Raw genomic sequence first — 26,173 nt, 5'->3', positions numbered from 1 at the left:
GACTCTCACGACTACCGCGAGCCCGCAGCTTACCGGCGTTTTTTTTACAGATGACTCTCGCCGGCTTCGCCTGCCTGACCAGCATGCATCTATGCGACGCCCTACTGCCCGATATTGCGCGCAATCTATCGGTATTTTCGGCGCTGCGTTTCGTGGCCGGCGCTGCCGCCGCCGGCATCGTGCCATGAAACCAGACGCAAACGTCGGATAAAAAGTTTGTTCCTGAATAACACCATGCCCCCACCACGACGACCATTACATAGTACCGAGGCCCTTGCTTCCGAGGGCGCCAAGGCAAGATATTAGCCGATCAACGTCATATGTCCACCTTATCACCCAAGACCTCAGCCACCCCGCCAACGGTCCGCAAGCAAAGCAAGGCGCGGCCGATGCAGATTATGCTGCTGATCATCATCCTCTATGTGGGAATGAATCTGCGCCCATCTCTTGTAGCGGTAGGCCCTGTCATCAGCTCCATACAGAGCGGCCTGGGCCTGTCGGGTACCTCGCTGGGCGCCTTGCTCACCTTGCCGGTGCTGTGCTTTGGGCTGTTCGCACCCTTTGCACCACGGCTGCTGCGGCGCCACTCGGCCGAGCAGATTATCCTGGTCAGTCTGCTTGCGCTGGCGGCGGGCATCGCGCTACGCAGCCTCTTGGGCGCACCGGGCCTGTTCGCCGGAACCCTGCTACTGGGCCTAGCCATCAGTGTGATCATGGTGCTGTTGCCCAGCCTGATCAAGCAACACTTTCCGGTACAGGCCGGGCCGATGATGGGCTTGTACACCACCGCCATCGTGGGCGGCGCGGCCATCGCGGCCGGCGTCACCATTCCCCTTGAAAACTGGCTTAACAAGGACTGGCGACTGTCTCTGGCGTTCTGGACCCTGCCCGCCCTCTTGGCGGCCCTGATCTGGACTCGCGTCAACCGCGGCGGTTCGGCCGCCGCCAAGCCCGGCACCACCGACATACCGCGCCTGCGCGGCAGTTGGCTCGCTTGGCAGGTGACGTTTTTCATGGGTATGCAAGGCGCCATTGCATATTGCATGTTCGGGTGGCTGCCCCTGATCTTGGTCGACCGGGGGCTAAGCGCCCTTAACGCCGGCTTTGTGTTGTCTTGCCTGTTGGCAACTCAGATTTTCACTGCCACCGCCGGGCCCTGGATCGCTACCCGCGGCCCCGATCAACGCCCCGCCATCTTTGTGTTCTTGACCATGGTGCTGATCGGTTTTCTGGGGCTGATCTACGGCCCTGTCAAACTGATCTACCTATGGGCCTCGATATTCGGACTGGGATTCGGCGGCATGTTCGGCATGGCCATGGCCCTGCTGGTGCTGCGCTCTCCCAATGCACAGGTGGCCGCGGCGATCTCGGGTATGTCTCAAGGCGTGGGCTATGTCATCGCAGCCGTATCGCCGCTCATCGTCGGCGTCCTGCACGAACACACCGGCAACTGGAACGCCGCCGCCGTGTTTCTTGTCTTGTTGATCCTCGGAGGATTCTGGTCAGGCTTGCTCGCAGGTCGGCCCCTGCTGATCGAACACACAAGCTCCTTGCCGGGAAGGCCCGTTCAGAAAGACGCTCTGTGAATATGAACTACACGCTGCTGCCACTGCCGTCAATCATCAGGGCTGGAATTCGCCAATGAATATCGCCGGGTCCACCCGATTTCCGTTCAGGCTCACGTTCCAATGCAGATGGGGGCCGGTGGCGCGTCCGGTAGCACCCACCTTGCCGATTACCTGGCCCCGTTTTACGGTCTGCCCCACTTGAACGTCGGCGGCGGAAAGATGGCAATACATGGTCACCAGCCCTTGGCCATGATCCAGGAAGATGGTCTTGCCGTTGAAAAAATAATCATCCACGATGGTGACGACGCCATCAGCAGGAGCCTTCACCGGTGTGCCGTGCGGCACGGCGAAGTCCAGGCCCGAGTGCGGATTACGTTCCTGGCCATTGAAAAAGCGCCGCAGCCCGAAGGGGCTTGAGAGACGGCCGCCATCGACGGGCCGGTCAAGCATGACGTTGCTGGGCAACTCTGGACGAAAGTTGTCGTACGCAGCAATCTGCGCTTTGTACTCGCGCTCGAAGCGGGCGAGCTGGGCCGGGTCCGGGTCGACATGGCGTTGATTCTTGAGCTTGATGTGCTGCTCTTTGTAGCGCTTTTGCCCTACCTGAAAATTTACCCGGCGTGCCTGGCCATCGAGCGTGACATCAAGCGAGTGCTGACCGGGCGGTGTCTTGAGATCGATACCGGCCAGGGCGACCCATTGCCCGTCGCTGTCGCGCATCACCAGCACCGAACGGCCGTCATGCTCCACAGCAGGAGGCTGCTCGGATTCGCCCAACCCCACCACGGCAATGCCGCCCGGCACGGGCTTGTCGAGCGAACGCGCCACATAGCCTTGCGACCACGCGGCGCTGGACAACAATAAAAATAAGCCGGCCCAATATTTGATTAGTTTCATGTCTGTGCTTGCAGCCTGCCGCCCTGCAAACGCAACTGGCGCTGGCAGCGGCTTGCAAGTAGTGGATCGTGGGTGACCAGCACCAGCGTAGCCTGCCTTTCGGACAGCAAGGAAAACAGCAGTTCGATGATGATGGACCCGTTGTGTTCGTCCAAGCTGCCTGTTGGCTCATCGGCCAGCAATAAACTGGGTTCGACAACGAAGGCCCGCGCAAGCGATACGCGCTGCTGCTCGCCGCCTGACAGGGTGCGCGGATAGTGATGTAAACGAGAGGCCAGGCCCACGCGCTTCAGGGCCTCTGTGGCAGCGCCCAAGGCGGGCCGCCCCGCAAGCTCAAGCGGCAACATCACGTTTTCAAGTGCAGTAAGATGAGGCAAAAGCTGAAATGATTGAAACACGAACCCCACATGGGCGGCCCGCAACGCCGCGCGGCCCTCTTCATCCAGGGAAAATAGGTCTTGCCCCAACAGGCTGATTTTTCCCGAGGTGGGAACATCCAGGCCCGCCATCAATCCAAGCAATGTCGACTTTCCTGAACCCGAGCTTCCGGTAATGGCGACGGCATCGCCTTTTGCCACATCAAAACTGACATCGGCCAAAATATCGATGGTGCCGGCCGAATCCACCACCTGCTTGCCTAGATTTTTTACTTCTATTGAATGGACCTGACTCATGCATACCCGCTGGAGATTGTTGATCGCAAGCCTGTTTTTACTATGGTTTGGCGCCGCCCACAGCCAAGGGCCGGAAGAGGCAAACCATAACATTTTAGTCGTCGGCGACAGCCTCTCGGCTGAATACGGTATTCGCCGGGACTCGGGATGGGTAAAAATCATCCAGCAGCGCTTGCTCGACGAGGACCTGGGCTACACGATGCAAAATGCGAGTATAAGCGGAGACACGACCAGCGGGGGCCTTAGCCGTCTGCCTGCGGCTCTTAAGCAGCACGAGCCGGACATTGTGATCATAGAACTAGGCAGCAATGACGCTCTGCGCGGTCTACCCCTTGATATGAGCCGCGATAATCTGGCGCGGATGATCGAGCTGGCGCAAGAGTCTGATGCCCGGGTCATGCTGGCAGGCATGCAGATTCCGCCTAACTATGGCCGCCCTTATTCGGAACAGTTTCGAACGATGTTTGTCGGGCTTGCGGAAGAATACGAGACGGGACTTGTGCCTTTCCTGCTTGAGGGGGTGGCCCTGCAAAAGACGATGTTCCTGGACGATGGCTTGCATCCGAATGAAGCTGCTCAACCGCTTATAGCCGATAACGTGTGGGCTGAATTGCGGCGTATGATTTTGGCGGAATGATGAGCGACCAGCTTCGAACCATTCTGGCTGGCGCTCTTGCCGTGTGGGTCAACCTTGTTGGCCGTCGGGCTGTAAGGCCGCTTGGGCGTCGGGAAGCAAGCGTACCTTGGCGGCTTCGCGCATGGCTCGCAGCACGGCATCTTGTTCGGCGGCCCCCAGGGCCTGGCTGATCTGGCCGGCAAGCGAGGCTTGCAATGCCGGATCGGTCGTGCCGGATTCGGCGCCTTCGACGCGCACCAAGACGTAGCCCTGGCCTCCTTCCACACCCACATAGGCGGGCAAGGCCTGCGCATTGGCAGCGAATGCTGCATCCAGCGCGAGCTTGCCCAGGTCTTGAGGATCGACACGGCTGACGGTTTGCGCTGTGCCAAAGCCTTCGGGCACTTCGCTGCCGGCTTGGCCTTTGAGTGCGGTCAAGACCTCTTCGCCTGCCTGGCGGGCCGCATCGCGCGAACGTTCGGCCAGCAGCCTTTCACGGATGAATTCATCGGCTTTTTCAAGCGGCAGCAGATGCGAGGGCGTGATTTCGTTCACACGAACGACCACCAGGACGCCGGGAGAGATTTCGATCACACCCGAGTTATGCTTATCGGTATAGGTTTGGCTTGAGAACAAGGCTCGCCGCACACGGGGATCATTCAAAATCTGTGCGTCTTCGCTAGCGGCAGCTGCGTTTTCTCCTTGTACATCGGTGGCATCAAGCAGGCCGTCGCGGGCGATGCCGTCGGCGCTTCGCACTTGCAAGCCCAGCGCTTGCGCGGCCGGTTGCAGGCTGCTTTGATCTTCGTACACGAGATCAGTAAGGTTTGTGGCCATCTCGGCATAGCGGTCTGCGGCAAGCTGGCGGCGGATTTCGCTTTCGACCTTGGCCTGAGCCTGTTCGAAGGTTTCTCCGCTTTCGGGCTGCACGTCTTCAGCCACAAAGACGTGAAAGCCGTCTGGGCCTTCGACCGCGCCCGAGGTTTCACCCTTCTTGAGCGCGAAGGCGGCCTGCTCCAACGCCTCTGGCCACGAACCCTGCGTGATCCAGCCCAGGCGGCCGCCGTCATTGGCCGTTCCGGGGTCGTCGGATTCGTTCTTGGCAATTTCCGCGAACTGGCCAGGGTCGGCGGCAACTTTGGCGGCAATGGCTTCGGCCTTGGCCTGCGCTTCGTTGCGCTGGGTGTCGGACGCACCGGAGGGGGCATCAATGAAAATGTGGCTGACCTGCACGCGGGCAGGCATTACGTAGCGCGATTTGTTCTGCTCGTAGTAGGCGCGCATTTCAGATTCGGTAACGTCGGGCACGCCCTGCATAGCAGCGGCCTCGTCCAGCAACAGGTAGCCGGCTGAAACGTATTCGGGCACCTGCAATTGGTCATGGTTGGCATCGTACCAAGCCTTGACGTCCGCATCGCTGATCTGGATTTCGTCCTGATAGTCGGCGGCATCAAATGCGCGCAACCGAACGGTACGCTGGGCGGTCAGGGCCTGGGCGATGGTCTGATTAACCGTTGCGGGCACGCTGGCGGTTGCGCCGATGGGGCCCAGAACGCGCTGCAGGGCCAGTTCGGCGCGCTGTCCCTGTTCGAAGTCGCGGCTGCTGACGCCCATGGAGGCCAGTACTTCGCTATAGCGCTCGGGCGAGAAACGGCCGTCAACCTGTAGTTCTGGAATGGAGGCGACGGCTTCCCGCAGCATGGCGTCAGATACGCTGAAGCGCTCTTGGGTGGCTTCATTGATGATCAGCCTGCGCTCGATCAGGGATTCGAGCAGCGCCGAACGCGCTTCGGCCGTATCCAGTACCGCCGGATCAAACGCGCCGCCGGCATTCGCCTGCAGGCGCTGCAGCTGGTTGCGGCGGGCCTCGTCGAATTCCTGTTGGGTAATCGCCGTATCACCGATTTCGACCAGGTCATGGTCGCCGGAGACATAGGTGTTATAGCCACTGACGCCGATTAGGGCGAACGATGGAAAAATCAGGACCAGCAATATCAGTTGCATCAAACGCTGATGCGTGCGGATAAACTCAAACATGAAAGGACTCGCAGACCTTGCCGCGGGCATTTACACCGCAGCGGCTTATATTGATGTTTATATGATTGCCCGGCGAGTCGGTCACGGCCAACCCGCTTGCGATACCGGCCAAAGCCGAAGCTTTGCAGTTTAACACCACTGGACACCATGCCATGCAGCTTTATGCACACATTATCGCTCATCGCGGCGCGGGTCGGCTGGCGCCGGAAAACACATTGGCCGCCATGCGAGTGGCCGCCCGCCACAAGCTTTCGATGGTGGAGTACGACGTGACCCTTAGCCGCGACGAAATACCCATCGTATTGCACGACCGAAATATACGGCGCACGTCGAATGGGGAAGGCAATGCCGATGAACTGACACTTGCCGAACTGGCCCGGTTCGATTTCGGTGGCTGGCATGGTCCCGAGTACGCGGGCGAACCGCTTGCCACCTTGTATTCCATTGCCGCTTTCACGTTGGCTAATCAAATTCGCAGCAACATCGAGATAAAACCCCAACCGGGCCGCGAGACCCTGACAGGTAAAGTGGTGGCACGCGCTGCGGCAGAGCTTTGGGGCGATGCAGCCCGGCCTCCCCTGCTGTCTTCATTTTCAGAGGCGGCCTTGCTATCGGCCCGCCAGACTGCACCACAGTTGCCGCGAGCCCTATTACTCGAGGGGCCGTTGCCCGGCGACTGGCACAAGCGAGCGGCACGGCTTGGCTGTGTGGCGCTGCATTTGCAGCAAGAGCATATTGATCGCCACGCCATACTGGCCGTGCACGGCAAAGGCTATAAAATAGCCGCCTGGACCGTCAACGACGCACAGCGGGCACAAGACCTGCTGCAATGGGGCTGCGACGCGCTGTTTACTGATGCGGTCGATACGCTGCCCCCCGCCCTTCAAACCATATAGGCCATTTCTTGTTCAGCTACCGACACGCTTTCCATGCCGGCAATCATGCCGACGTGCTCAAGCACGCCATCCTGGTGCACATCCTCGACCATTTCAATCTCAAGGACGGCCCTTACTGGGTCATCGACACACACGCCGGCGCCGGCATCTACGACTTGACCAGCGAGTGGGCCCAGAAGAACGGCGAGGTCGTCGACGGCCTAGACCGCCTGATGGGGCCCGAAGAAAAGCCAGCCTTGATCGAACGCTACCTTGAAGAGGTTCTGCAGTTCAATCCGGATGGCGTCGCCAATTACTATCCGGGCTCGCCCTGGCTGGCTTTGCGGGCGTTGCGCGACAAGGACAGGCTGCGCCTTTTCGAGATGCACCCCTCTGAAATCGAGATACTCAAGCACAATCTGGCGCAGCAGGATAAGCAGGCGGCCCGCCAAACCGCCGTCTATGAAACAGACGGCTTTGCCGACCTGAAGGCTCTGCTGCCCCCACCGACACGGCGCGGCGTCGTGCTGATCGACCCCTCGTACGAAGACAAGAACGACTACCGTAAAGTAATGCAAACGCTGGACGAAGGCCTGAAGCGGTTTGCCACCGGCTGCTACGCGGTCTGGTACCCCTTGGTCCAGCGCCGCGAGGCCCAGGAAATGGCGCGCGCGCTGGAAAGGCTCAAGGTGCAATGGACCCACGCCTCTTTGACCGTTCGCAAGCCCGCCAAGGAAGGGTTCGGGCTGCATGGCAGCGGCATGTTCGTTATCAACCCGCCCTACACCTTGTATGAACGCCTGCAGCAGGCCCTGCCGTGGCTGAGCAAGGTGTTGGCTCAAGACAATAGAGCCTCGCATACATTGACCCGGTCGCGCTGATGCTGATGCCACAAGGCATGACCGCAAACATGCCCGCCCTCCAAAACCCTGCCTGTGTCCGCCGCCCGGCGGATACCGGCGCCGGGCCCCGCTACAGGAACTGCTCGCCCTCGCGCAGATAGCGCCATTTTCCCGGAGGCAGATCGCCCAACACGATGCGGCCCATTCGTACCCGCTTCAGACCGATTACCTTCAGGCCCACCATCTCGCACATACGGCGTATCTGGCGCTTTTTTCCTTCGCACAATACAAAACGCAACTGGTCATCGTTTTGCCATTCGACCTGGGCCGGCTTGAGCGGCTGGCCGTCCAGGCTAAGCCCATGGTTAAGCAGCTTGAGGCCGTTGGCCCCGATTCGGCCTTCCACCCGGACGAGATATTCTTTGTCGATGTCGGAATGCTCGTCTATCAGTTGGCGCGCGATGCGGCCGTCTTGGGTAAGCACCAGCAGGCCCTGGGAATCAATATCCAGTCGGCCGGCCGGCGCCAGCCCGCGCAAATGCGCAGGATCGAAGGGAAAGGGCGAACGCGAGGGATTATGCAGGGTGCGGGCCGAAATCAGCGACACAGCGGGCCGGTAGCCGCGCTCGGCCTGAGCCGACACATACCCCACCGGCTTATTGAGCAGGATGGTGACGCGCGAACCCTGGCGTCGTTGCGCCTGCTTTTCGAGCGTTATTTTCTGGGTCGGATAAGCCTTGCTGCCCAGTTCGGAAACCACTACGCCATCGACACGCACCCAGCCGCGTTCGATATACGCATCGGCCTCGCGCCGCGAGCACATGCCGCGCTCGGCCATCAACTTCGAAATTCTTGTTTTTTCCATGAGTGGAAGATGTGTCTTGCTTTATTGATAGCTGGCAGGGTCGGGCGAGTCAGTCGGGTTGGCAATGACCCGTTTCAGCTCGGCCGACATCGGCCAGTTCAGGTTGATATTACGGGGGGGAATTGGCTGCGTGAACCACTTTTCATACATCTTTTCAAGGCGGCCGTCTTTCATCATTGCCTGGACGGCCTCGTCGACCGCTTCTTTGAATTGCGGGTCGTCCTTGGGAAGAATCATGCCATACGGCTCGACCGTATAGGCTTTTTCGCTGATCGCCCATTCGTCGGCGTTACGCGAATTGGCCACCAGGCCCGCCAATAAAATATCGTCCATGAAGAATGCGAGCGCTCTTCCGCTGTTCACGGTAAGAAACGCTTCAGAATGGTCTTTGGCGTTCATGATGCGCATGCCCAGCTTTTCCTGGGCGTTTACTTGCGTCAGCCAGCGCAAATTGCTCGTTCCCGCGGTGGATATAACCGTAGCGCCCTTGAAGTCGGACAAATCGTTCAAGTTGGATTTCTTGAGCGATGCAAAACGGGTGGAGGTGACAAAAGTGGTGGGCGCAAAGCTGACCTGTTGCTGGCGCTGCTCGTTGTTGGTGGCCGAGCCGCAACTGATGTCGACTGTGCCGTTGGCCACCAGCGGAATTCGCGTCGACGAGGTAACAGACACCTCGCGTACCTGAAGCTGCTCCAGCCCCAGCTTCGCCTTAAGCGCCTCGACAATGCCGTGGCAGATGTCGATGGAATATCCCACGGGCTTTTGCGCATCGTCCAGGTATGAGAACGGAATAGACGACTCTCGCACGCCCAACGTAATTTGTGCTGTGTCGCGAATTTTGTCGAGCCGGCTCTGGGCTTGTGCGGCCATGGGCAAGGCCATCAGCGCCGCCAGCGTCAGGGTCAGAAATTTCATTGTGCCTCCTGGTTATTGCAATTTACGGTGTTGCTACAGCGCCTCGACGCCGCACTCGCCAGTGCGTATGCGTATCGCCTGCTCGACGGGCAGTACAAAAATCTTGCCGTCGCCGATCTTGCCGGTGCGCGCGGCTTTGACTATGGCCTCGATGGCGGATTCCACCATATCGGCGGGCACGACCACTTCCACACGTATCTTAGGCAAAAAATCGACCACATATTCGGCGCCCCGGTAAAGCTCGGTATGGCCTTTTTGGCGGCCGAAGCCCTTTACTTCAGCGACGGTGAGACCGCTGACGCCGATCTCGGCCAGGGCTTCGCGCACCTCATCGAGCTTGAAGGGTTTGATAATTGCCGCGATCAGCTTCATGTGTCGTGCTCCATAAGTATGTGTCCGGTTCGACCGGGGGTCGGATCTAATCTGTGTGCAGTACTGATCGCGATCATCAGTCGCGGTAGCCATTGGCGATGGGCATGCGCCAGTCTTTGCCGAAGGCACGCGATGTAATCTTGGGCCCCACCGCGCCCTGCCTGCGCTTGTACTCGCTGATGCGGATCAGGCGAGCCACCTGGGTCACGGTTTCATGATCGTAACCCGACTGCACAATCTGTTCGACTGACTGGTTCTGCTCGACATAACGCTCAATAATGGCATCGAGCACCTCGTACGGAGGCAGACTGTCCTGGTCGGTCTGGTCGGGCCGCAGCTCGGCCGAAGGCGGTCGGGTGATGATACGCTCTGGAATAACCGGCGAGAGCTCATTGCGCCAGCGCGCAAGGGCGTAAACCATGGTCTTGGGCACGTCTTTAAGCAAGGCAAACCCGCCCGCCATGTCGCCGTACAGCGTGCAATAGCCCGTGGCCAGCTCGGATTTATTGCCGGTGGTCACGACCAGGCTGCCGAACTTATTGGATAGCGCCATCAGCAATGTGCCGCGAATCCGGGCCTGGATGTTTTCTTCTGTGGCATCAGGCTGCAAGCCTGCAAAAAGCGGCGCAAGCGCCTCGTCAAAACCGTCGGCCAAAGGGCCAATCAAGATTTCGTCGTAGGCAACGCCCAGGCCCCGCGCCATGTCGCGCGCATCGGACAGCGATATATCGGCTGTGTAGCGTGACGGCATCATCACGGAGTAGACCTTGTCGGCGCCCAGGGCGTCCACCGCCACGGCCAACACCAGGGCCGAATCCATGCCGCCCGACAGGCCCAGCACCACCTTGCTGAAACCGGATTTGGCCATATAGTCGGACAAGGAAAGCGTAAGCGCCTTATAGACCTGTTCGAGCATAGGCGGCCATTGCTCGGGCATGGCTTGCAACGGTCCGCCCTGCGTGCAGACTTGGCCGTTTACAGGCAGGCCCTGCCCGTCAAGTTCGATGATGCCGAAGGCTTCCTGAAACACCGGCAGCCGGCCGCGTACGGCGCCCTGGGGATCAAGCACAAAAGAAGCGCCGTCGAATACAAGTTCGTCTTGACCACCGACTTTGTTGACATAGACAGCGGTGATGCCGTGCACGTTGGCGCCCACCTGCGCGTGTCGCAATTGCTGCTTGTCGACGGAATACGGAGAGGCATTAAGCACGAGCAATACCTGGGCGCCATGCTGCTGTGCCATGGCTGGGCTTTCAGGCAGCCACGCGTCTTCGCAGATATTAAGCCCGAATCGCAGACCCTTGACATCGAATACGACGGGTTCACGCCCCGGCGAGAAATAGCGCTGTTCGTCAAATACGCCGTAATCGGGCAATTCGTGTTTGCAATAGCAAGCCAATACGCGGCCCTGGGCCACGACAGAGGCGACGTTGTACAGTTTGCCGTCAATGCGTCGCACATGTCCCACGACGACCCGCAGGTCGGCGTCGACGGCGTTCAAATCGGCGCACAGGGTCTCGAAGACCCGATCGTGCCTATGGATGAACTCGTCGCGCAGGAACAGGTCTTCGGCGGGGTAGCCGGTAAGGGTCAGCTCTGGCGTCAGCAGCAGATCGACGGCATGCTGCCGCGCCCAACGCGCAACCTCAAGAATCTTGCCCGCGTTCGCCTTCAGGTCGCCCACGCGGGAATTGATCTGGGCAAGACCGACTTTTACAGCCGTCATGGACAGTGGCCTGTATTTTGAAACCATGGAAAACAAAATTATCGCATGCGGCGTATTGTGCGCCTACGTTATGCTAAGGGCGCATCTTTTTTGGGTTCTTAAACGCCTCTGATGCAGGGGATGTTTCTGCCGGGCGGTCGGGCGGTTTGCGGCAGCGCCCTCCAACGCCCGGCAAAAACATCCCCTGCATCAGAGGCTGGAGTTGGCGGCCAATGCGAGGCCGACACTTCGTCGGTATACGCAAGGACACGGTACCTGCGGGCAGCTTGAAGCTGGCGGCCAATGCGACGAGGTCAACGCTTCGCGGGAAGGAAACAATTCTGGCCAAAGCGAAAATCTTCGAGTCCACACAAACGCAAGCCGTCGGGTGCAGGGTCCTTTAGAACGGGCGTTGGAGGGCGCTGCCGCAAACCGCCCGACCGCCCGTTCTAAAGGACCCTGCACCCGACGGCGCTTTAAGAGCCCAATAATCGCTTAAAGACCCAACAACGCCCTTCAATCCTCCGGCCGAGCCGAGCCGCCCCCTCTCAAACCATAGACAAAATCAGCCCCCGAAGGCGCCTGATAAAGTTGCAGCGAAAGCTCTGGCAAAATGGCCAGCAAGTGATCGAACACATCGCCCTGGATACGTTCGTACTCCACCCAGGCCGTATTCGCCGAGAAACAGTACACCTCAACCGGTATCCCTTCGGATTCCGGCTCCATCATGCGAACAATCATCAACATATCCTGCCGCAATTCGTTGTGTTGCTTCAGATACGCCAACGCATAAGCTCGAAACGTGCCCAAGTTGGTCAGGCGCCTGCGATTAACCTCTTCGGCGGCTAGTTCACCCAAGGCGCGATTGCTTTTGCTGAGATCCTCTTCCTTGCCTTCCAGATAATCCCTTAACAAATGAAAGCGACACAGATTGCGGATTTCGTCTTCGGTAAGAAAGCGCACGGTCGCCGCATTGATGCGCAAAGTGCGCTTGATGCGCCGCCCGCCCGACTCGAACATATGGCGCCAGTTGCGGTAGCTTTCCGAGAACAGCTTGTAGGTGGGAACCGTGGTGACAGTCTTGTCCCAGTTCTGCACCTTGACCGTGTGCAGCGCAATGTCGATGACGAAACCATCGGCGTTGGCCTGCGGCATCTCGATCCAGTCGCCGATGCGCAGCATGTCGTTGGTGGTCATCTGCGTGCTGGCGACAAGTGATAGCAAGGTATCCTTGAACACCAACAACAGCACTGCCGACAGCGCACCCAGACCAGAGAGCATCAACAGCGGCGAGCGGTCTATCAGCAGCGAGAAGACCAAAATGACGCAAATGCCCCAAAGAATTATCTTCGCCAGTTCCAGATAACCCTTGATTGACCGCGTCTGAGCCCGCGTCGTGGCCGAGTAAGTGTCCAGCCAGGCCTTGAGCAGGCCATTGATCACAATGAAAAAGTAAACCAGGCACACCGCCTGCAAAAAGCGCGATACAGGACCCACGTATTTTTCAGTGATCGGCAACAGCGTGACATTGATCGTCACCACCAATATCGGAACCAGATAGCCGACGTGACGAAACACGCGACGCCGTTGCAGTGCATCTGACCAGTCTTCGCGGCCCACCGCTTTGAGCATGCGCCGCGCCACCGCCACGACGACTTTGCGCGTGATCCAACTGGCCACCAATACCAGAACAACCAGCACTATCAGCCCGATCACCACTTGGGCCCAGATCGAGTCCGGAATATGGTTGCCAAGCCAGTTGTTGCCCAGCCACGCCGCCATGAGATTATTTTTTTCTATTGCCAGTTCCATATTCACTTGTCGCGCCCGTAAAGCGCCCTATGCTCGCGCGATAAACGCCCTTGGCCGGACGGCCGGCGATTCGTGCGATCAAAAGCCTAATACAATACTCTATTCGCGCAAAGCTCTTACGCACCTGTTTTATAATCCGCCCCTATGTCCAAAAATACCCCCTCCGCCGGCCAAGACCAATTTTCCAATAAAGCTCAAGCCTGGTCTGCGCGTTTTTCCGAGCCTGTTTCCGAACTCGTCAAGCGCTATACAGCCTCGGTCGGCTTCGATCGCCGCCTGGCCGCCGTGGACATCCAGGGCTCTCTGGCGCATGCCGACATGCTGGCCTCAATCGGCTTGATCACCCCGCAAGACAACGCCGACATACAGCGCGGCATGGCGCAGATTCTGCAAGAAATCGAGCAAGACGCATTTGAATGGTCGATCGACCTTGAAGATGTACACCTCAATATCGAAAAACGCCTGGTCGAGCTTATCGGCGATGCGGGCAAGCGCCTACACACCGGCCGTTCGCGCAATGATCAGGTGGCCACCGACATCCGCCTCTGGCTGCGCGCGGAAATCGACACCAGCATTGAGCTATTGCGTCAGTTGCGCCGCAACCTGGCCGAACTGGCGCAACAGCACGCAGACACCATTTTGCCCGGCTTTACCCACTTGCAGGTCGCCCAGCCGGTCACCTTCGGCCATCACTTGCTGGCCTACGCCGAAATGTTCGACCGCGACGCGCAGCGTCTGGCCGATTGCCGCAAGCGAGTCAACCGCTTGCCGCTGGGCGCGGCCGCATTGGCAGGCACTTCGTACCCCATTGATCGCGAGCGCGTGGCGCAAAGCCTGGGTTTCGAAGGCCTTTGCCGCAATTCGCTCGATGCCGTTTCCGACCGAGATTTCGCCATCGAGTTCTGCGCCGCCGCCGCCCTCATCATGACCCACATCTCGCGGCTGTCAGAAGAGCTGGTGCTGTGGATGAGCCCGCGCATCGGTTTCATCGACCTGGCCGACCGTTTCTGCACCGGCAGCTCGATCATGCCGCAAAAGAAGAACCCCGACGTGCCCGAGCTGGCGCGCGGTAAAACGGGCCGTGTCAACGGCCACCTGGTCGCCCTGCTTACCCTCATGAAGGGCCAGCCCCTGGCCTACAACAAAGACAACCAGGAAGACAAAGAAGGCCTGTTCGATTCGGCCGACACCATCCGCGACACACTTACCATCTTTGTTGACATGGTCAGCGGCATTCGCGTCAAGCCCGAGGCCATGCGCGCCGCAGCGTTGCAAGGCTTTGCCACCGCCACCGACCTGGCCGATTACCTTGTCAAAAAAGGCATTCCCTTCCGCGACGCCCATGAAACCGTGGCCCACGCCGTACGCTCTTGCGAAGAACAAGGCTGCGATCTGGCCGACCTGTCGCTGGAGCAATTGCAGGCGTTCCACGCCTCGATCGAATCAGACGTGTTCGATGTGCTGACCCTGGAAGGCTCTGTGGCTGCTCGCAGCCATATCGGCGGCACCGCCCCCGAACGCGTGCGAATCGAAGCCCGGCGGGTGCTGGACGAAACCCGCTAAAAATATTTCAGCAACTGCATCCACACCCTTGGCTTGCGGTCTGAATCGCTGCGCGGTTCCGAGTTCAGCCGCCAGGCGGCAACGGCGCTAAGCTGCCACCCGTATTGAGCCCAGCCCAGGCTCAGGCCGGTGGCGCTCAGGCTGCGGTGGTTGTCGCCCGCCGCCCATGGCTTCTTGTTGAGGGTGACGCGGCCGTAGTCCACAAAGGCGCCCACATGCCAGGCGGGCGCGAAGGCGTAGCGCAGTTCCATGCTGCCCATCCAGCCCTGGTCGCCGCTGGCCTCGCCCTGGGGATAGCCGCGCACGCCATAGGCGCCGCCCAGGCCCAGCTTCTCGGACGAATCCAGATTTTTGTTGGCCCACTGCGCCTGCAGGCGCGTGTACAAGCTGAATTTGTCGTTCAGGCGCTGCAGGCGCAGCGCCGAGGCCGTCAGCTTCTGGAAATTGCCCGCCGTTTGGGCGGTAAGGTCGTCGATGGCCTGGTCCAAAGCCCCGTTCAGGGCAAGGCGGCCGCTGCTGTACGACAGCGCGAAACTGGTCACCCCTCCGCCGCCGAAACTGTCGCGCATGTCGCCGGTGACCGAGGCCGTCCACACCCGGGAATGCTTCAGGGTGTCGAAGCCCAGCAGATCGATCTTGTCGTGCAGGCGCTTGTAGTCGTATTGAAGTTGTCCATACAGGTTGAAGCTGCGGCTGCGCACCAGGGGCTGGATCATATAGCCGCTGGCGATGCTGGCCCGGCCATGGGCGTCCAGCACATCAAAATCGCGTGCCAGTTCGTAGCGCATGTTCGAGAACGAGGCGCCCACCCGCGTGGCCCATGGCCCAACCGGCAACTGATACGCCAGCCTGTAATAGGTTTGGTGCTCGTCGGTGCCCATCAGCCTTAGCGTGGCCACGTCGCCCAGGCCCAATGGGTTGTTCAGGTTCAACGTACCGCCCAAGCGCCACTGACCCGTATAGCGGCTGCCGTAATTGTCCAGGTCGATGGACCCGCTTACCAGCGGGCCGGGCTTGACATTGACCAGCAGGTCGGAGGCCCCCACGCTGGCGCCCGGGCGCAAGGTGGCGTCCACCGACACGCCCGGCACGTCGGAAACCAGCAGCAGGCTGCGCTCAAGGGCCTCTCCCCGCACGGAATCGCCGGTTTCCAGGTCTTGCAACGGAGCCAGCGCCCAGCCGCCGGCTCGCGTTTGATTATCAACCGCAACCTCGCCGTAGCGGCCTTCGAGAATGGCGATGCGCACCTGGCCGTCGTTGATCTCTTGCGCGGGCAGATAGGCACGCGCCAGCACATGGCCCTGTTTGCGATAGTAGGCAGTGATGCGCGCCACGCCCGCCTGCAAGTCGGCCAGGCTTACCTCGCGGCCTTTAAGATCTTCAAGCAATGGCAGAAGCTGTGCATCGGACACTGCCTGATTGCCGCTAAGCGCAAAGCCTTGAACCCGCAGCGTGGCGCCGTCGGCGGCCACGCCGGATTCCTCGGTAACGGGAACATCCAGCCGCAAGCCGGATTCGGAAGGCAGGGTAAGCGGCGCGGCTTCCATCTCGCGCATGGACTGCCCCGCATCGGGCGTGCCCAGGATGGACTGCGCTGCAACGGGCGCGGTCGGCAGCGTCAAGGCCACGGCCAAAAAAGTACCGAACGCACGCGCGCTTGACATGCTTTGAACTATACGAGAAACACCCGGGACAATACGAACCGCAGACGCCATGTCAGATTCCATCGGGCATGCGAAGCCCTTCGTTTTCTATGTTGTAAAGGGATGAGGGCTGCGAACCGCCTGGGGCCGGCCCCCCTTCGGTCTCGCGGTCGAATGCCATGGGCCCCTGCGGCGTATTCTTGGCCGAAAAGACCGCCGCGCGATAGGCTTCGGCCAAGTCGCCCAGATCATCGTCAATGTCGGCCATCGCAATGACCAGCTCGCCGCCGATGAAGTTCATCGTGTAGTTGCCCCCGGCATCGAGGCTGCCTTGCCAGATGGTGTAGCTGCCCGGCAATTCGCCGGAATCGCGAACCAGAGCGCCGTTCAGCGCATCGTCGAACGCCAGGCTGCCGTCAACGATGCGCCAGGTCAGCGCCGGGTCGGCCTGACCGAGACGCTTGCGTTGGTCGTCTGCCGCCACCGTGATGGAACGCCGGTCGATGCGGCCGATGTCGCCGGAAGCCGTGTCGCCGTTGACTCGGTAGCCGTAGACCTTGGCTCCGCCAACGATTTCGTAGGCGTTCACCAACTGCAAACCATCGACCGTGACGGTTTTACCTTCGCCGGCGTTCGAGTCGCTATAGCGTCCTTCCGAAGGCTTGGAAAACTCGACCCCATCGCCGGCCTGCAGACCGCCTTTCAACTCGTAGTTTGAATCGGTCAGCACAGCCAAGTCGGTGCCGTCATAAGTTTTGGAAGTTGCACCCTTCAATCCGATATCAAGCACCGGCGCCAGGGTATACAACACGCCGTTGCCCTGGCCCATTATGGCGCTTGAGCCGTAGTGCGCGTTGTATTGTTTGAAATCGTAGGCCAGACCAGCCAAGGTATCGCCGGCCGGGGTGCTCGACCAGATGCGCCAGTCGCCCTGGCCGACCTGCAAGGCATCGGCGCCCAGCGTATTGGTGAACGCCTGCCCCGCCACCAGATCGATGTCGCCGCTTCCATGAACGCGCACGGTGCCTGAGGTGGGCAGAGGAGCGCCGAGCGGATCGAAGGCTTCGACCAGGGTAAGGTCGCCGGCAGTGCGAATCGCGATGTCGCCGTTGCCGGTTACCCGGGCCTGGCCAAGCGCCAGATCGGTGGCATTGGCAAACCATAAACCTGTGCGGGCCGAGGCCTGCATCATTCCAACGCGATGCGCACCTTGGTCCAGGGCGATTGCTCCGTCGTCGCTACGCACGTCGAGTTGGTCGGCCGTGATGACGCTGCCTTCGACAGCGGCAATGTCGTCGCCTGCCTGCATGAAGACCGCCGTAGCCGTAAGATTGGCATCCAGAAGCAGGCTGCCCTCTGAACTTAGATCGATTGTGCCGTCCTTGCCATTTACGGCAACATCGCCACTGATCGCAAGATAGCCTTCGGCATCGCAACCGCATGCGCCGATTTCAATGCTGCCCGCGTCGCCGGTTACGGTGACCGTATTGTTGACCAGCACGGTCGAACCGCTAAGAGAAATATTGCCGTGGTTGCCGGTTACGGACAAAGCCCCGTTGGAGACAAGGTCTTCAGCGACAGAGGCGCCGATTTTGCCCCCGTCTCCCGTTATGTTGACAGCGGACCCATCACCTATCGTCAGCTCGCCGCCCAAAAGCGCGATGTTGCCGTTATTTCCCTTAATCGATACGTCACCGCTCACCCAGAGCCCGTCGTCCGCCATCATGAAGATCGTGCTGTCGTCACCTTTTATCGATACTTCATCGTTGATCAGAATGTCGCCGCAGCCATCGTCGGTGCACGCGGCCAGTGCGATCACCCCTTCATCGCCCTTGATCGCAAGCTGCGAGTCAACTTGAATGAAGCCGCCGGATATTGCGATGATGCCCTTGTCGCCATCAATGGATACATCGCCGTCGATCAAAACAACTCCGTCCATCGACAGGCCGAAGCTCGGGTCCAGGTGGCTGTCCGGCGTGACGTCGGCGATGTCAAGGGCTCCGCAGTCTCCGCAGGCTGCAAGCGCGATCACCCCCTCGCCGCCTTCCACGCGCAGTGACCCGTCCGTTTGAACAGTGATGTCCTGACCCAATAGGCCGATCCGTGCGCCTTCGCCGGTAACCAATACGGAATCGCGAATGGAGATGGCGCCGTCGGCCATCATCATGACGGTGCCGTCATCCCCATTCACCGATACCGCGCCATCTATTTCAATAGAGCCGGCGCCGCAACTTGGGTCGCCGCAAGCAGCAAGCATGATCTCGCCATCGCTGCCTTGAACATCCAGCGATCCCCCTGATTGAATGGAGACATCGCCACCGAACATAAGAATTTGTCCGTTGTTTCCGTGTACCGATACAGCATCCCTAACTGAAATGGTGCCATCGGCCATCATCGCAATAATGCCGCCATTGCCATCCACCGAAACCGCGCCGTCTATATCGATATCGCCATTACCGCACCCGCCGCATGCCGACATAGTGATGTAGCCGCCGTCGCCATTGGCCGTTACGTCGGCGTTTACCGCGATGTCGCCGCCAAACAATGAAATCGTCCCGCCTTCGTTCACCAAAAGATCAGCGTTTACAACAACAGCATCGTCGCCCTGCAAACTGATGGAGCCATTTGTCGTCAGACGGGCCAAATTCTCAACCGTCAAGGCACCCGCCGCCGATGCGAAGATGAAGCCATCATCTCCAATCATCGAAAGCGCGGCGCCTATATTAATGTTCCGTCCCGCGAACAAGCTCAAACCTGCATCGCTACCAGAGGCGGTAATTTCGGCGTTAATGTTGATATCGTTATGTGCGATGAGGGTCAGGGTATTACTTGAAGTCCAACTGACCGCTGCCTCCACGTAGATGTCGCCGGCGTCATCACCTGATTCAACGGTTACTAGTTCTACGTTGGTGCTACCGCCGCTACTATCATTTAATATGCCGGACAATGTAGCTGCCCCGATACCGCTTTCCGTCTGTGAATCGTTGCCCTCCCAAATCGTAAAATCCGTCGGATCGATCAGCCAAGTTCCCGTCTTGCCCTGCGGGGCAAAAGTGGTGACCATGACGTCATCGGCCACCTGCACATAAGCCCCCGATGTATCGATGAAACCCCCATCGCCGCCATCAGGCGCGCTGGCGTCCAGCTTGCCGTCCACCTTCACCGTGCCGCCGGAGAAATCGCCCAGCAGCACGATCTTGCCTTCGCGGTTTTCAAGCGTGCGGGCTTCGATGACGCCGGTGTTGTTGACCACGGTTTGCAGCAAGGCGTCGGAGGCGTGGGCGGTCATGAGGACCTGGCCGCCGTCGGCCTGGATGAGGTGACCGTTGTCGACCAGGGCGTTCTTGGCGGCCTGGTCGATCTGCACGTTCAGCAAGCCGTCGCCGGCGAAATCGAGGGTGAAGGCGTTGCCGGCCGCCAAGGCCACCGTGCCCATACGCGCCTGGATGACGCCGTGGTTGTGCACTTGCCCGCCCAGCAAGGCCACAGCCCCGCCGTCGGCCGCTGTAATGCGGCCCCGGTTGACGACCGAGGCGGGTTGGTCTTGAGCGGCGTCAAGCGCCCCTTCAGTCGAAGCGCTGTCGGCCAGGAAGCGGTAGTTGCCCGCCATGAAATCGGTGTTGCTGATGTTGAGTGTTGATGCCACCAGGGCGCCCACGTCAACCTGCGCGCCCTGGCCGAACAGCACGCCGTTGGGGTTGACCAGGAAGACCCGGCCGTTGGCCTGCAACCGGCCCATGATCTGGGAGGCATCCGGGCCAAGCACCCGGTTAAGCGCCACCGCGTCGGCGCCGGGCTGGTTGAAGCGCACTGTATTGGCTGCGCCGATGTTGAATTGCTGCCAATCGATGGACATGCGCTGGCTGGCCTGGTCGATGGCCAGCGTGCCGCCACCCGGGGAACCGATGACGCCTGAACCAGCCACCACCTGCCCGCCGGTTGGCAGGGCCTGGGCCAATGCCGTCGCCGGTGCGGCCAGCGTCAGCGTCAGCAGCGCCGGCGTCAAGACGGCAGTTCGCATGCTTTGGCAAAACATCGCGTGGCGACCCGCACGAGCCGGCTCCGTTTTTGCCGCGCCGCCACCGGCTTTGCCGCGGCGCTGTGCCTGTTCGTCCGTAACGACCTGCGGGTCGCGCGCCCGGCTCCACACAAGGTTGAATATGCGATTCATATTTTTCTCTGGAGAATTGGATATCGCAACAGACGGCCACCGGTGTGAGGCGTTGCCCCAATTAACCAGGTTTTGTCTCCGTTTGGCGCCTTCAACGTCGCCGCTAAACAACGCTTCGCGAAATAAAAAGTTTCAGAAACTTTTTAATGCGTTTGTTTTATCTTATTATTTTTTGCACGTTAAAGATACAAATACATCAAAAAAGCGCCCGACCGGAGCCGGCGGGGCGCCCTTTCAGGGGTGATTCGCAAGCAAGCGATTTAGTCGTTGGTGGGGGAACCCAGCGAACGTTGGAAATAAGAGACGACCTCGCCTCGATCAATGACTACGCGCAGTCGACGGGCTGAATCGACCACCACCTCTACTGCCTGATCAAGCGATCGAACGGCGTAAAGATCATCCAGCAAAGAAGCATCGTGGTTCGTAAGGTGATGCAAGGCTTCAATGGTATTGGGCGAAATGTTCATGAGTGTCTCTACCTCAAGTGAATAACGGATGATCAACGCGCGGAAGTTTTGAATTGGCTTGGCCCCGCCGGCACGTTATGCTTGGATAAACAGTTCACAGAAAACTTACAGTTTGAGTGATTTGATCAAAGCAGCGTAAGCCGCGCGTAAGCTAGAAGCAGTCATGAGCCATACCATCCCCTATCGGCCCAGGCTTTCCATTCAACTGCTCGGAGAAACCCGCTTTCTTAGAGACGGCGCCCCATGGAAAGGAAAGCACTACGATAAAGTTACCGCGCTACTGGCCTATCTGGCAGTCGAAGCCGACCGAAGTCATTCCCGCGAGCATTTGGCCTCTTTGCTTTGGCACACCCTGCCTGCCGACGCCGCGCGCACCAACTTGCGTCAAAGCTTGTATTATCTGCGCCAGCTTTTTGGGGCCGATGCCGACACTCTGCTGCTGGCCGACAGGGAATCGGTTCGCTTCAACTACTCGCCGTCGCATTGCTGGATAGACGTCAAGACTCTCACCGAGCAGGCGCCCACCTGTCATAAGTGCCCCACAGCGCCCATGTCCCCACCTTGCGAGCACTGTCTGAGCCGCCTCAAGTCCCGGGCAGATTCTTACCAAGGAGAGTTCCTGGCCGGCCTCACGCTTGCCGATGCCCCTGACTTCGACGTATGGCTGGATGCGCAACGACAAAGCTTGCGCGGACGCGCGTTCTCCTGCGCCGAACGGCTTCGCAACGCCTACGAGACGCTGGCGCGGCCCGGGCCCGCCATTGCTTATGCGCAACGCTGCGTGCAACTCGAGCCTTGGAACGAGGCAGGCCACCGGGAACACATGCGCCTGTTGGCCATGGCCGGGCAACATGGCACGGCCGAAGCCATGTACGATGCTTTCCGCGACACCTTGGCACGAGACCTGAACGTCGAGCCCGAACAAAGCACCCATACGCTTTTTGAAACCATTCACAAAGGCGAGCTCGAACCGCAACAAGACACCCATCCGGTAGAACCGCTGCCGTTTGCGCCGGAGACGCCCACAGGCCGCCGGCAAGCCACCATACTTTGCTGCCATCTCGACCAGTCATCGGCCGCGCCTCGGGAATCCATCGAGCAACTGGCGCAAGCACGTTCGCTGTGCGCAACGATATTGCGGCGCCACGCCGGCCATATCACCTTGGGGCAAGGCGGCCACCTGTACGCATATATCGGCTATCCCCAGGCTTCGGAACATGCCGGAGAGCTGGCGGTGCAGGCCTCTCTCGAGCTGCAATCACATTTCAGCGATCGTTATCGCTTTCGCGTGGGCATCCACACCGGCATCATCCTGGCGGGTTTTGACCCCGCCCTGCCCGATATCGTCGGGAACGTATCGGCCATTGCCTGGCGGCTTTGCAAGCGCCTGCAAAAAAGCGGTATCGCCGTCAGCGAACCCACTCGTCTCTTGTTGCATGGCCGCTTCAAGCTCGATGAGCTCAGTCCCTTGCTGATTACCACTGAAGATGCCCCGAACACATACGTGCGAATGCCGGCCCACAAACTTATCGGCCCGTCGCCCATCGCCGCACCAAATGTCGCCGCCGCAACATCGGAAACGGCACTGATCGGCCGCAAGGCCGAGCTGCGCCGTCTCAAAGATCTTTGGGATGGAGCCTGCTCCGGCGACCCTCAGTTCCTGGTTATAAGTGGCGAGCCGGGCATGGGGAAAACACACTTGGCAGCCGCCCTGCATCAGCTGATCGATGCGGGTACCGCCATCGTCCGACACCTGCACTGCTATCCCGAGCGCCAACATACGCCGCTCTATCCTGTAATTGGGCTGCTCGAATCCATTATGGGTTTCTCGGTGGACGACACCACATTGCAACAGCAAGAGAAGCTCACGCGCTACCTCAAGCTTCATCACCCGGCCATCGCACGCCAAGCCACACCTTTATTGCTGTCGATGCTGGCGATCGCCGCTGCCGACACACCGGTGCTATCGCCGCGCCAGCGCAAGCTGCAAACCCTGGACATGCTCCTGACGCTGCTCGACAGCATGACCTTGCGCCAACCGATGCTGCTGCTTATTGAAGACGCCCAATGGCTGGACGTTACCAGCCGCGATCTGCTCGAGCGACTGGTTCACAGGCGAGACAGGCACAGGTTGTTCACGCTGCTTACAGCCCGCCCCGAGTTTCGTCCGTCCTGGCTGCACGACGACTCGGTGATGCAGCTTACGCCCTTGAAGGAAGAACATATTGCAAAGTTGGCGCGCGCGGTTTCAAACACCCTGCCACGCCACACGGTCGAGCGCATCGTTCAACGCGCCGACGGCATTCCCCTTTATGCTGAAGAAATGGCCCGAATCGGCGTCGGCGACCAGGAAGACGCCATACCGACTACCTTGCACTACATGCTGCTGACACGTCTCGATACGGTGCCGCACGCACGTCGCTTGCTGCAACTAGCCGCAACCCTGGGGCGCACATTCGAAAAAGAGCTGCTCCAACGCATCAGCACTCTTAGCGAAGACAAACTAGAAGCCATACTTGGCGAATTGGTCGAGGCGCGCCTGATCACTCCCCTTTCACGAGACAATGTCTATCAATTTCATCATGCACTGATTCAGGAAGCCGCTTACGGGTCGCAGATATTGCCCGACAAGCGTGCTGCGCATCTCAAGGCGGCCAAGGCGCTCGAGTTCCACTCGGCGCGGCGCGCAGTTCAGCGGCCGGGCGAACTGGCCCGTCACTACACCGCGGCCGGAGATGCGCGTGCAGCCATACCATGGTGGCTGCTTTCGGGACGCCAGGCGCTACGCGTCTCGGCCTGTGCCGAGGCGGCGGATGAACTGCAGCTGGGCCTGAATTTGATCCCAAGCCTGCCAAGCGACGCTCAACGCAATGCTCTCGAATTAAAGCTTCTGCTGGCTTTAGGCCAGGCCTTGCTGCTGCTGCGCGGCTACGGTTCCGAAGAAGCCGCCAAGGTCTACGACCAGGCCCTGGCGCTGGACGATTCCACGGTACCCATAGAACTGCGCTTCGACATCTTTTGGGGCCAATGGATGGTCTCCAGCTCACGCAAGGGCTCCAGCTTTCTGAAATCGTGGGAATTGACCCAGCGGCTTTTGAGGCTGGCTCACGAAAGCGGGAACGCCAACCTGCTGGCGCAGGCGTATTCGGCCGCCGCAAACATCAGCGTGTGGAGCAATCGGCTTGAAAAGGCCTGCCATTTTGCCAAAGCGGCCATGGAACTTCCGGGCGGCGCCTTTCGCGATGCCTCCGAAGGCCTGGACCCGCATGTTACGAGCCTGGCCCACTTGTCCTGGGCGCTTTGGCGGCTCGAGCGCATCGACGAGGCGCTGGCCGCCAGCAACGAATCCGTCAAAATCGCACGCACGCACAAAAATCCCGATACGCTTTGCTTTGCACTGGCGTTCGCGGCCTTGCTGCACCGCTTCTTGGGCAATGCCGGCTCGTGCGTCCAGTATGCACACGAGCTTCGCCGCGAGGCCGGGCTGCATGCCATGGTGCTGTGGATAGGAGTTGGAGACATGCTGCTGGCATGGAAACAGGCCTACGACGGCAACCCTGCCGGCCTGGCGCGCCTGAACGCCAGGCTGCGGGATATCCAGATGGTGATGCCGGGCGTTGCCGCCATGTTCTTCCATGCGTTGGCCGATGCCTACGGCCTGCTGGGCCGTCGTACCCAGCAATTGCGTATTATCGATGAGGGCCTGCGCGCCGCCGGCGAGGTTCAGGAAGGTTTTTTCAGTTCGCTGCTGCTTGACATGCGCCGCGAATGCCTGGAGCGTCAAACACTGCAATAGATTCAACGTGGCCCGTATGGGGAAACATATTGACAACCCCCGCGGCGCTCAGGCTGTAATTTGCTTCGCGCACCAGGATACCGGCGTCGCGGGCCAGGGTGGCCGGGTTGCACGATACATACAGTAATCGGACAGGCCGGTCGCCGGGCGCCAACTCGGCCAGGGCACGCGAAACGGCTTCGGCGCCCTCCCGTGGCGGGTCGATCAACATGCGGTCGAAGCGACCCAGACCACGCAGCCACCGCCCATCCACCTCAAACAGGTTCAAAACCGAAAACTCCGCCCGGCCCGCCAAACCGTTCTGTTCGGCGGCAGCCGCCGCCCTATCCACCAAAGCCTGACTGCCCTCCACGCCCACAACCTCGCCTGCGCGGGTGGCCATCGGCAAGGTAAAGTTGCCCAGGCCGCAAAATAAATCTGCCACCCGATCATCTGGCTGGACATCCAACAGGCAAAGCGCCCGCGATATCAAAGCCCGATTGACCTGGCTGTTGACCTGGGTGAAATCGGTGGGGCGATAGCCCATTCGCAACCCAAACTCCGGCAAAAGATAGGCCAGGCCTTCAGAATCTGAACGCTCGAGGGGATGAACAGTGTCTGGTCCCTTGGGTTGCAGCCACCACATCACATCGTGTCGCAAGGCGAACGCGCGCAGCAGCTCCATGTCATGGGCGTCCAACGGCTCCATGTGCCGCAACAATAACGCTGTGCCTTCATCCCCCGCCGCAACCTCGATTTGCGGGATGCTCTTGGGCATGCTCAGCGCGCCCACCAGCTCGCGCAAAGGCAGCAGCAGGTCGGAAACATGGGGCGGCAGCACCAGGCATTTGTCCATGTCGGCAACGTAGCTGCCACGCTTCTCTCGGAAACCAACCAGCACGCCGCCCTTCTTGATGACCAGTCTCACCGAAAGGCGGGCGCGATAGCGGTAACCCCAGGTGGGCCCGTGCATCGGCGCGAGCATCTGCTCGACCTTCACTTTGCCGATATGCTCCAGCGCGTCCTCAAGCACTCGCTGCTTTACGGCAACTTGCGCCTCGGGCGCCAGATGCTGCATGACGCAACCGCCGCACACTCCGAAGTAAGGACAAGCCGGCTCGACCCGCTGGGCGGAGGGCCGCAGCACGCGCTCTGTTCGCGCCACGTCGAACGAAGGCTTGCGCCGCGCAATACGGGCGACCACCTTCTCGCCCGGCAGCGCGCCATCGACAAATACGACTTTGCCATCATGGTGTGCGACGCCCCGGGCCTCGAGGTCCATGGATTCAACATTAAAGATTTCGGACATAAAACAATTGGCAATTGGGCGGAAACTCAGCAGTGAATTGTAGATGACGCCGGCCCGCCGCGCTTCG

General features: G+C 60.0%; 19 protein-coding genes. 7 read left to right on the top strand and 12 right to left on the bottom strand.

Translation table 11 applies throughout. From position 1 onward, the window contains the following. Positions 1-50: 50 nt before the first annotated feature. Positions 51-188, top strand: a complete 138-nt coding sequence (locus ACIY1O_RS00810; RefSeq protein WP_397473158.1) for a hypothetical protein — start codon at positions 51-53, stop codon at positions 186-188. A 201-nt stretch (positions 189-389) separates the two neighbouring features. Continuing rightward, the gene (locus ACIY1O_RS00805; protein WP_397473157.1) at positions 390-1,586 is read left to right on the top strand and encodes a CynX/NimT family MFS transporter; all 1,197 of its coding nucleotides are present in this window, start codon (positions 390-392) and stop codon (positions 1,584-1,586) included. Between the two features lie 36 nt (positions 1,587-1,622). Here the strand turns inward: ACIY1O_RS00805 and ACIY1O_RS00800 are convergent, their stop codons facing one another. Both ACIY1O_RS00800 and ACIY1O_RS00795 read right to left on the bottom strand, forming a co-directional pair. After that, entirely contained in the window at positions 1,623-2,465 is an 843-nt protein-coding gene (locus tag ACIY1O_RS00800; RefSeq protein WP_397473156.1) for a peptidoglycan DD-metalloendopeptidase family protein, read from the bottom strand. Then, positions 2,462-3,139, bottom strand: coding sequence for an ABC transporter ATP-binding protein (locus ACIY1O_RS00795; protein ID WP_397473155.1), 678 nt, complete (start codon positions 3,137-3,139; stop codon positions 2,462-2,464). The genes ACIY1O_RS00800 and ACIY1O_RS00795 overlap by 4 nt, the downstream gene beginning before the upstream one ends. Between ACIY1O_RS00795 and ACIY1O_RS00790 the strand changes: the two genes are divergently transcribed. After that, positions 3,138-3,776, top strand: coding sequence for an arylesterase (locus ACIY1O_RS00790; RefSeq protein WP_397473154.1), 639 nt, complete (start codon positions 3,138-3,140; stop codon positions 3,774-3,776). The genes ACIY1O_RS00795 and ACIY1O_RS00790 overlap by 2 nt on opposite strands. A gap of 48 nt (positions 3,777-3,824) precedes the next feature. Here ACIY1O_RS00790 and ACIY1O_RS00785 read toward each other — a convergent pair whose 3' ends face one another. Beyond that, positions 3,825-5,792, bottom strand: coding sequence for a SurA N-terminal domain-containing protein (locus ACIY1O_RS00785; RefSeq protein ID WP_397473153.1), 1,968 nt, complete (start codon positions 5,790-5,792; stop codon positions 3,825-3,827). 152 nt (positions 5,793-5,944) lie between these two features. Here ACIY1O_RS00785 and ugpQ point away from each other — a divergent pair, with 152 nt between their 5' ends. Continuing rightward, positions 5,945-6,688, top strand: a complete 744-nt coding sequence (gene ugpQ, locus ACIY1O_RS00780) for a glycerophosphodiester phosphodiesterase (protein ID WP_397473152.1) — start codon at positions 5,945-5,947, stop codon at positions 6,686-6,688. Between the two features lie 8 nt (positions 6,689-6,696). Next, positions 6,697-7,548 (top strand): 23S rRNA (adenine(2030)-N(6))-methyltransferase RlmJ, encoded by an 852-nt coding sequence (locus ACIY1O_RS00775; RefSeq protein ID WP_397473151.1) that lies wholly within the window; start codon positions 6,697-6,699, stop codon positions 7,546-7,548. A gap of 91 nt (positions 7,549-7,639) precedes the next feature. On the opposite strand, the gene ACIY1O_RS00770 is transcribed toward ACIY1O_RS00775, so the two are convergent. The 5 genes from ACIY1O_RS00770 to ACIY1O_RS00750 all read right to left on the bottom strand — a co-directional run bounded on the left by ACIY1O_RS00770 (position 7,640) and on the right by ACIY1O_RS00750 (position 13,178). Next, positions 7,640-8,374 (bottom strand): pseudouridine synthase, encoded by a 735-nt coding sequence (locus ACIY1O_RS00770; RefSeq protein WP_397473150.1) that lies wholly within the window; start codon positions 8,372-8,374, stop codon positions 7,640-7,642. 21 nt (positions 8,375-8,395) lie between these two features. Continuing rightward, entirely contained in the window at positions 8,396-9,289 is an 894-nt protein-coding gene (locus ACIY1O_RS00765) for an amino acid ABC transporter substrate-binding protein (RefSeq protein ID WP_397473149.1), read from the bottom strand. Between the two features lie 33 nt (positions 9,290-9,322). Next, a complete protein-coding gene (locus tag ACIY1O_RS00760; protein WP_397473148.1) occupies positions 9,323-9,661 on the bottom strand; it encodes a P-II family nitrogen regulator in 339 nt (112 codons plus the stop codon). A 76-nt stretch (positions 9,662-9,737) separates the two neighbouring features. After that, entirely contained in the window at positions 9,738-11,387 is a 1,650-nt protein-coding gene (locus ACIY1O_RS00755) for an NAD+ synthase (RefSeq protein WP_397473147.1), read from the bottom strand. Between the two features lie 495 nt (positions 11,388-11,882). Beyond that, a complete protein-coding gene (locus ACIY1O_RS00750) occupies positions 11,883-13,178 on the bottom strand; it encodes a mechanosensitive ion channel family protein (RefSeq protein ID WP_397473146.1) in 1,296 nt (431 codons plus the stop codon). A 144-nt stretch (positions 13,179-13,322) separates the two neighbouring features. On the opposite strand from ACIY1O_RS00750, the gene argH reads away from it, so the two are divergent. Continuing rightward, entirely contained in the window at positions 13,323-14,741 is a 1,419-nt protein-coding gene (gene argH / locus ACIY1O_RS00745; protein WP_397473145.1) for an argininosuccinate lyase, read from the top strand. Here argH and ACIY1O_RS00740 read toward each other — a convergent pair. From ACIY1O_RS00740 to ACIY1O_RS00730, 3 genes are all read right to left on the bottom strand, one after another. Next, positions 14,738-16,456 carry a ShlB/FhaC/HecB family hemolysin secretion/activation protein gene (locus ACIY1O_RS00740; protein WP_397473144.1) on the bottom strand — a complete coding sequence of 573 codons (1,719 nt, stop codon included), beginning with the start codon at positions 16,454-16,456 and terminating at the stop codon, positions 14,738-14,740. The genes argH and ACIY1O_RS00740 overlap by 4 nt on opposite strands. Position 16,457: 1 nt before the next feature. Further along, a complete protein-coding gene (locus tag ACIY1O_RS00735; RefSeq protein WP_397473143.1) occupies positions 16,458-20,555 on the bottom strand; it encodes a two-partner secretion domain-containing protein in 4,098 nt (1,365 codons plus the stop codon). A gap of 260 nt (positions 20,556-20,815) precedes the next feature. Beyond that, the gene (locus tag ACIY1O_RS00730; protein WP_397473142.1) at positions 20,816-21,022 is read right to left on the bottom strand and encodes a hypothetical protein; all 207 of its coding nucleotides are present in this window, start codon (positions 21,020-21,022) and stop codon (positions 20,816-20,818) included. A 163-nt stretch (positions 21,023-21,185) separates the two neighbouring features. On the opposite strand from ACIY1O_RS00730, the gene ACIY1O_RS00725 reads away from it, so the two are divergent. Beyond that, on the top strand, positions 21,186-24,818 hold the full coding sequence (locus ACIY1O_RS00725; protein ID WP_397473141.1) for an AfsR/SARP family transcriptional regulator: 3,633 nt from the start codon (positions 21,186-21,188) through the stop codon (positions 24,816-24,818). On the opposite strand, the gene rlmD is transcribed toward ACIY1O_RS00725, so the two are convergent. Beyond that, a complete protein-coding gene (gene rlmD / locus ACIY1O_RS00720; RefSeq protein WP_397473140.1) occupies positions 24,760-26,106 on the bottom strand; it encodes a 23S rRNA (uracil(1939)-C(5))-methyltransferase RlmD in 1,347 nt (448 codons plus the stop codon). The two genes, ACIY1O_RS00725 and rlmD, sit on opposite strands and share 59 nt — an antisense overlap. Positions 26,107-26,173: the final 67 nt, after the last annotated feature.

The organism is Pusillimonas sp., assembly GCF_044464525.1.
Taxonomy (GTDB): domain Bacteria; phylum Pseudomonadota; class Gammaproteobacteria; order Burkholderiales; family Burkholderiaceae_B; genus Pusillimonas.
Note: the sequence above shows the minus strand (reverse complement) of the source record. Positions and strands in the feature narration are given on the sequence as shown.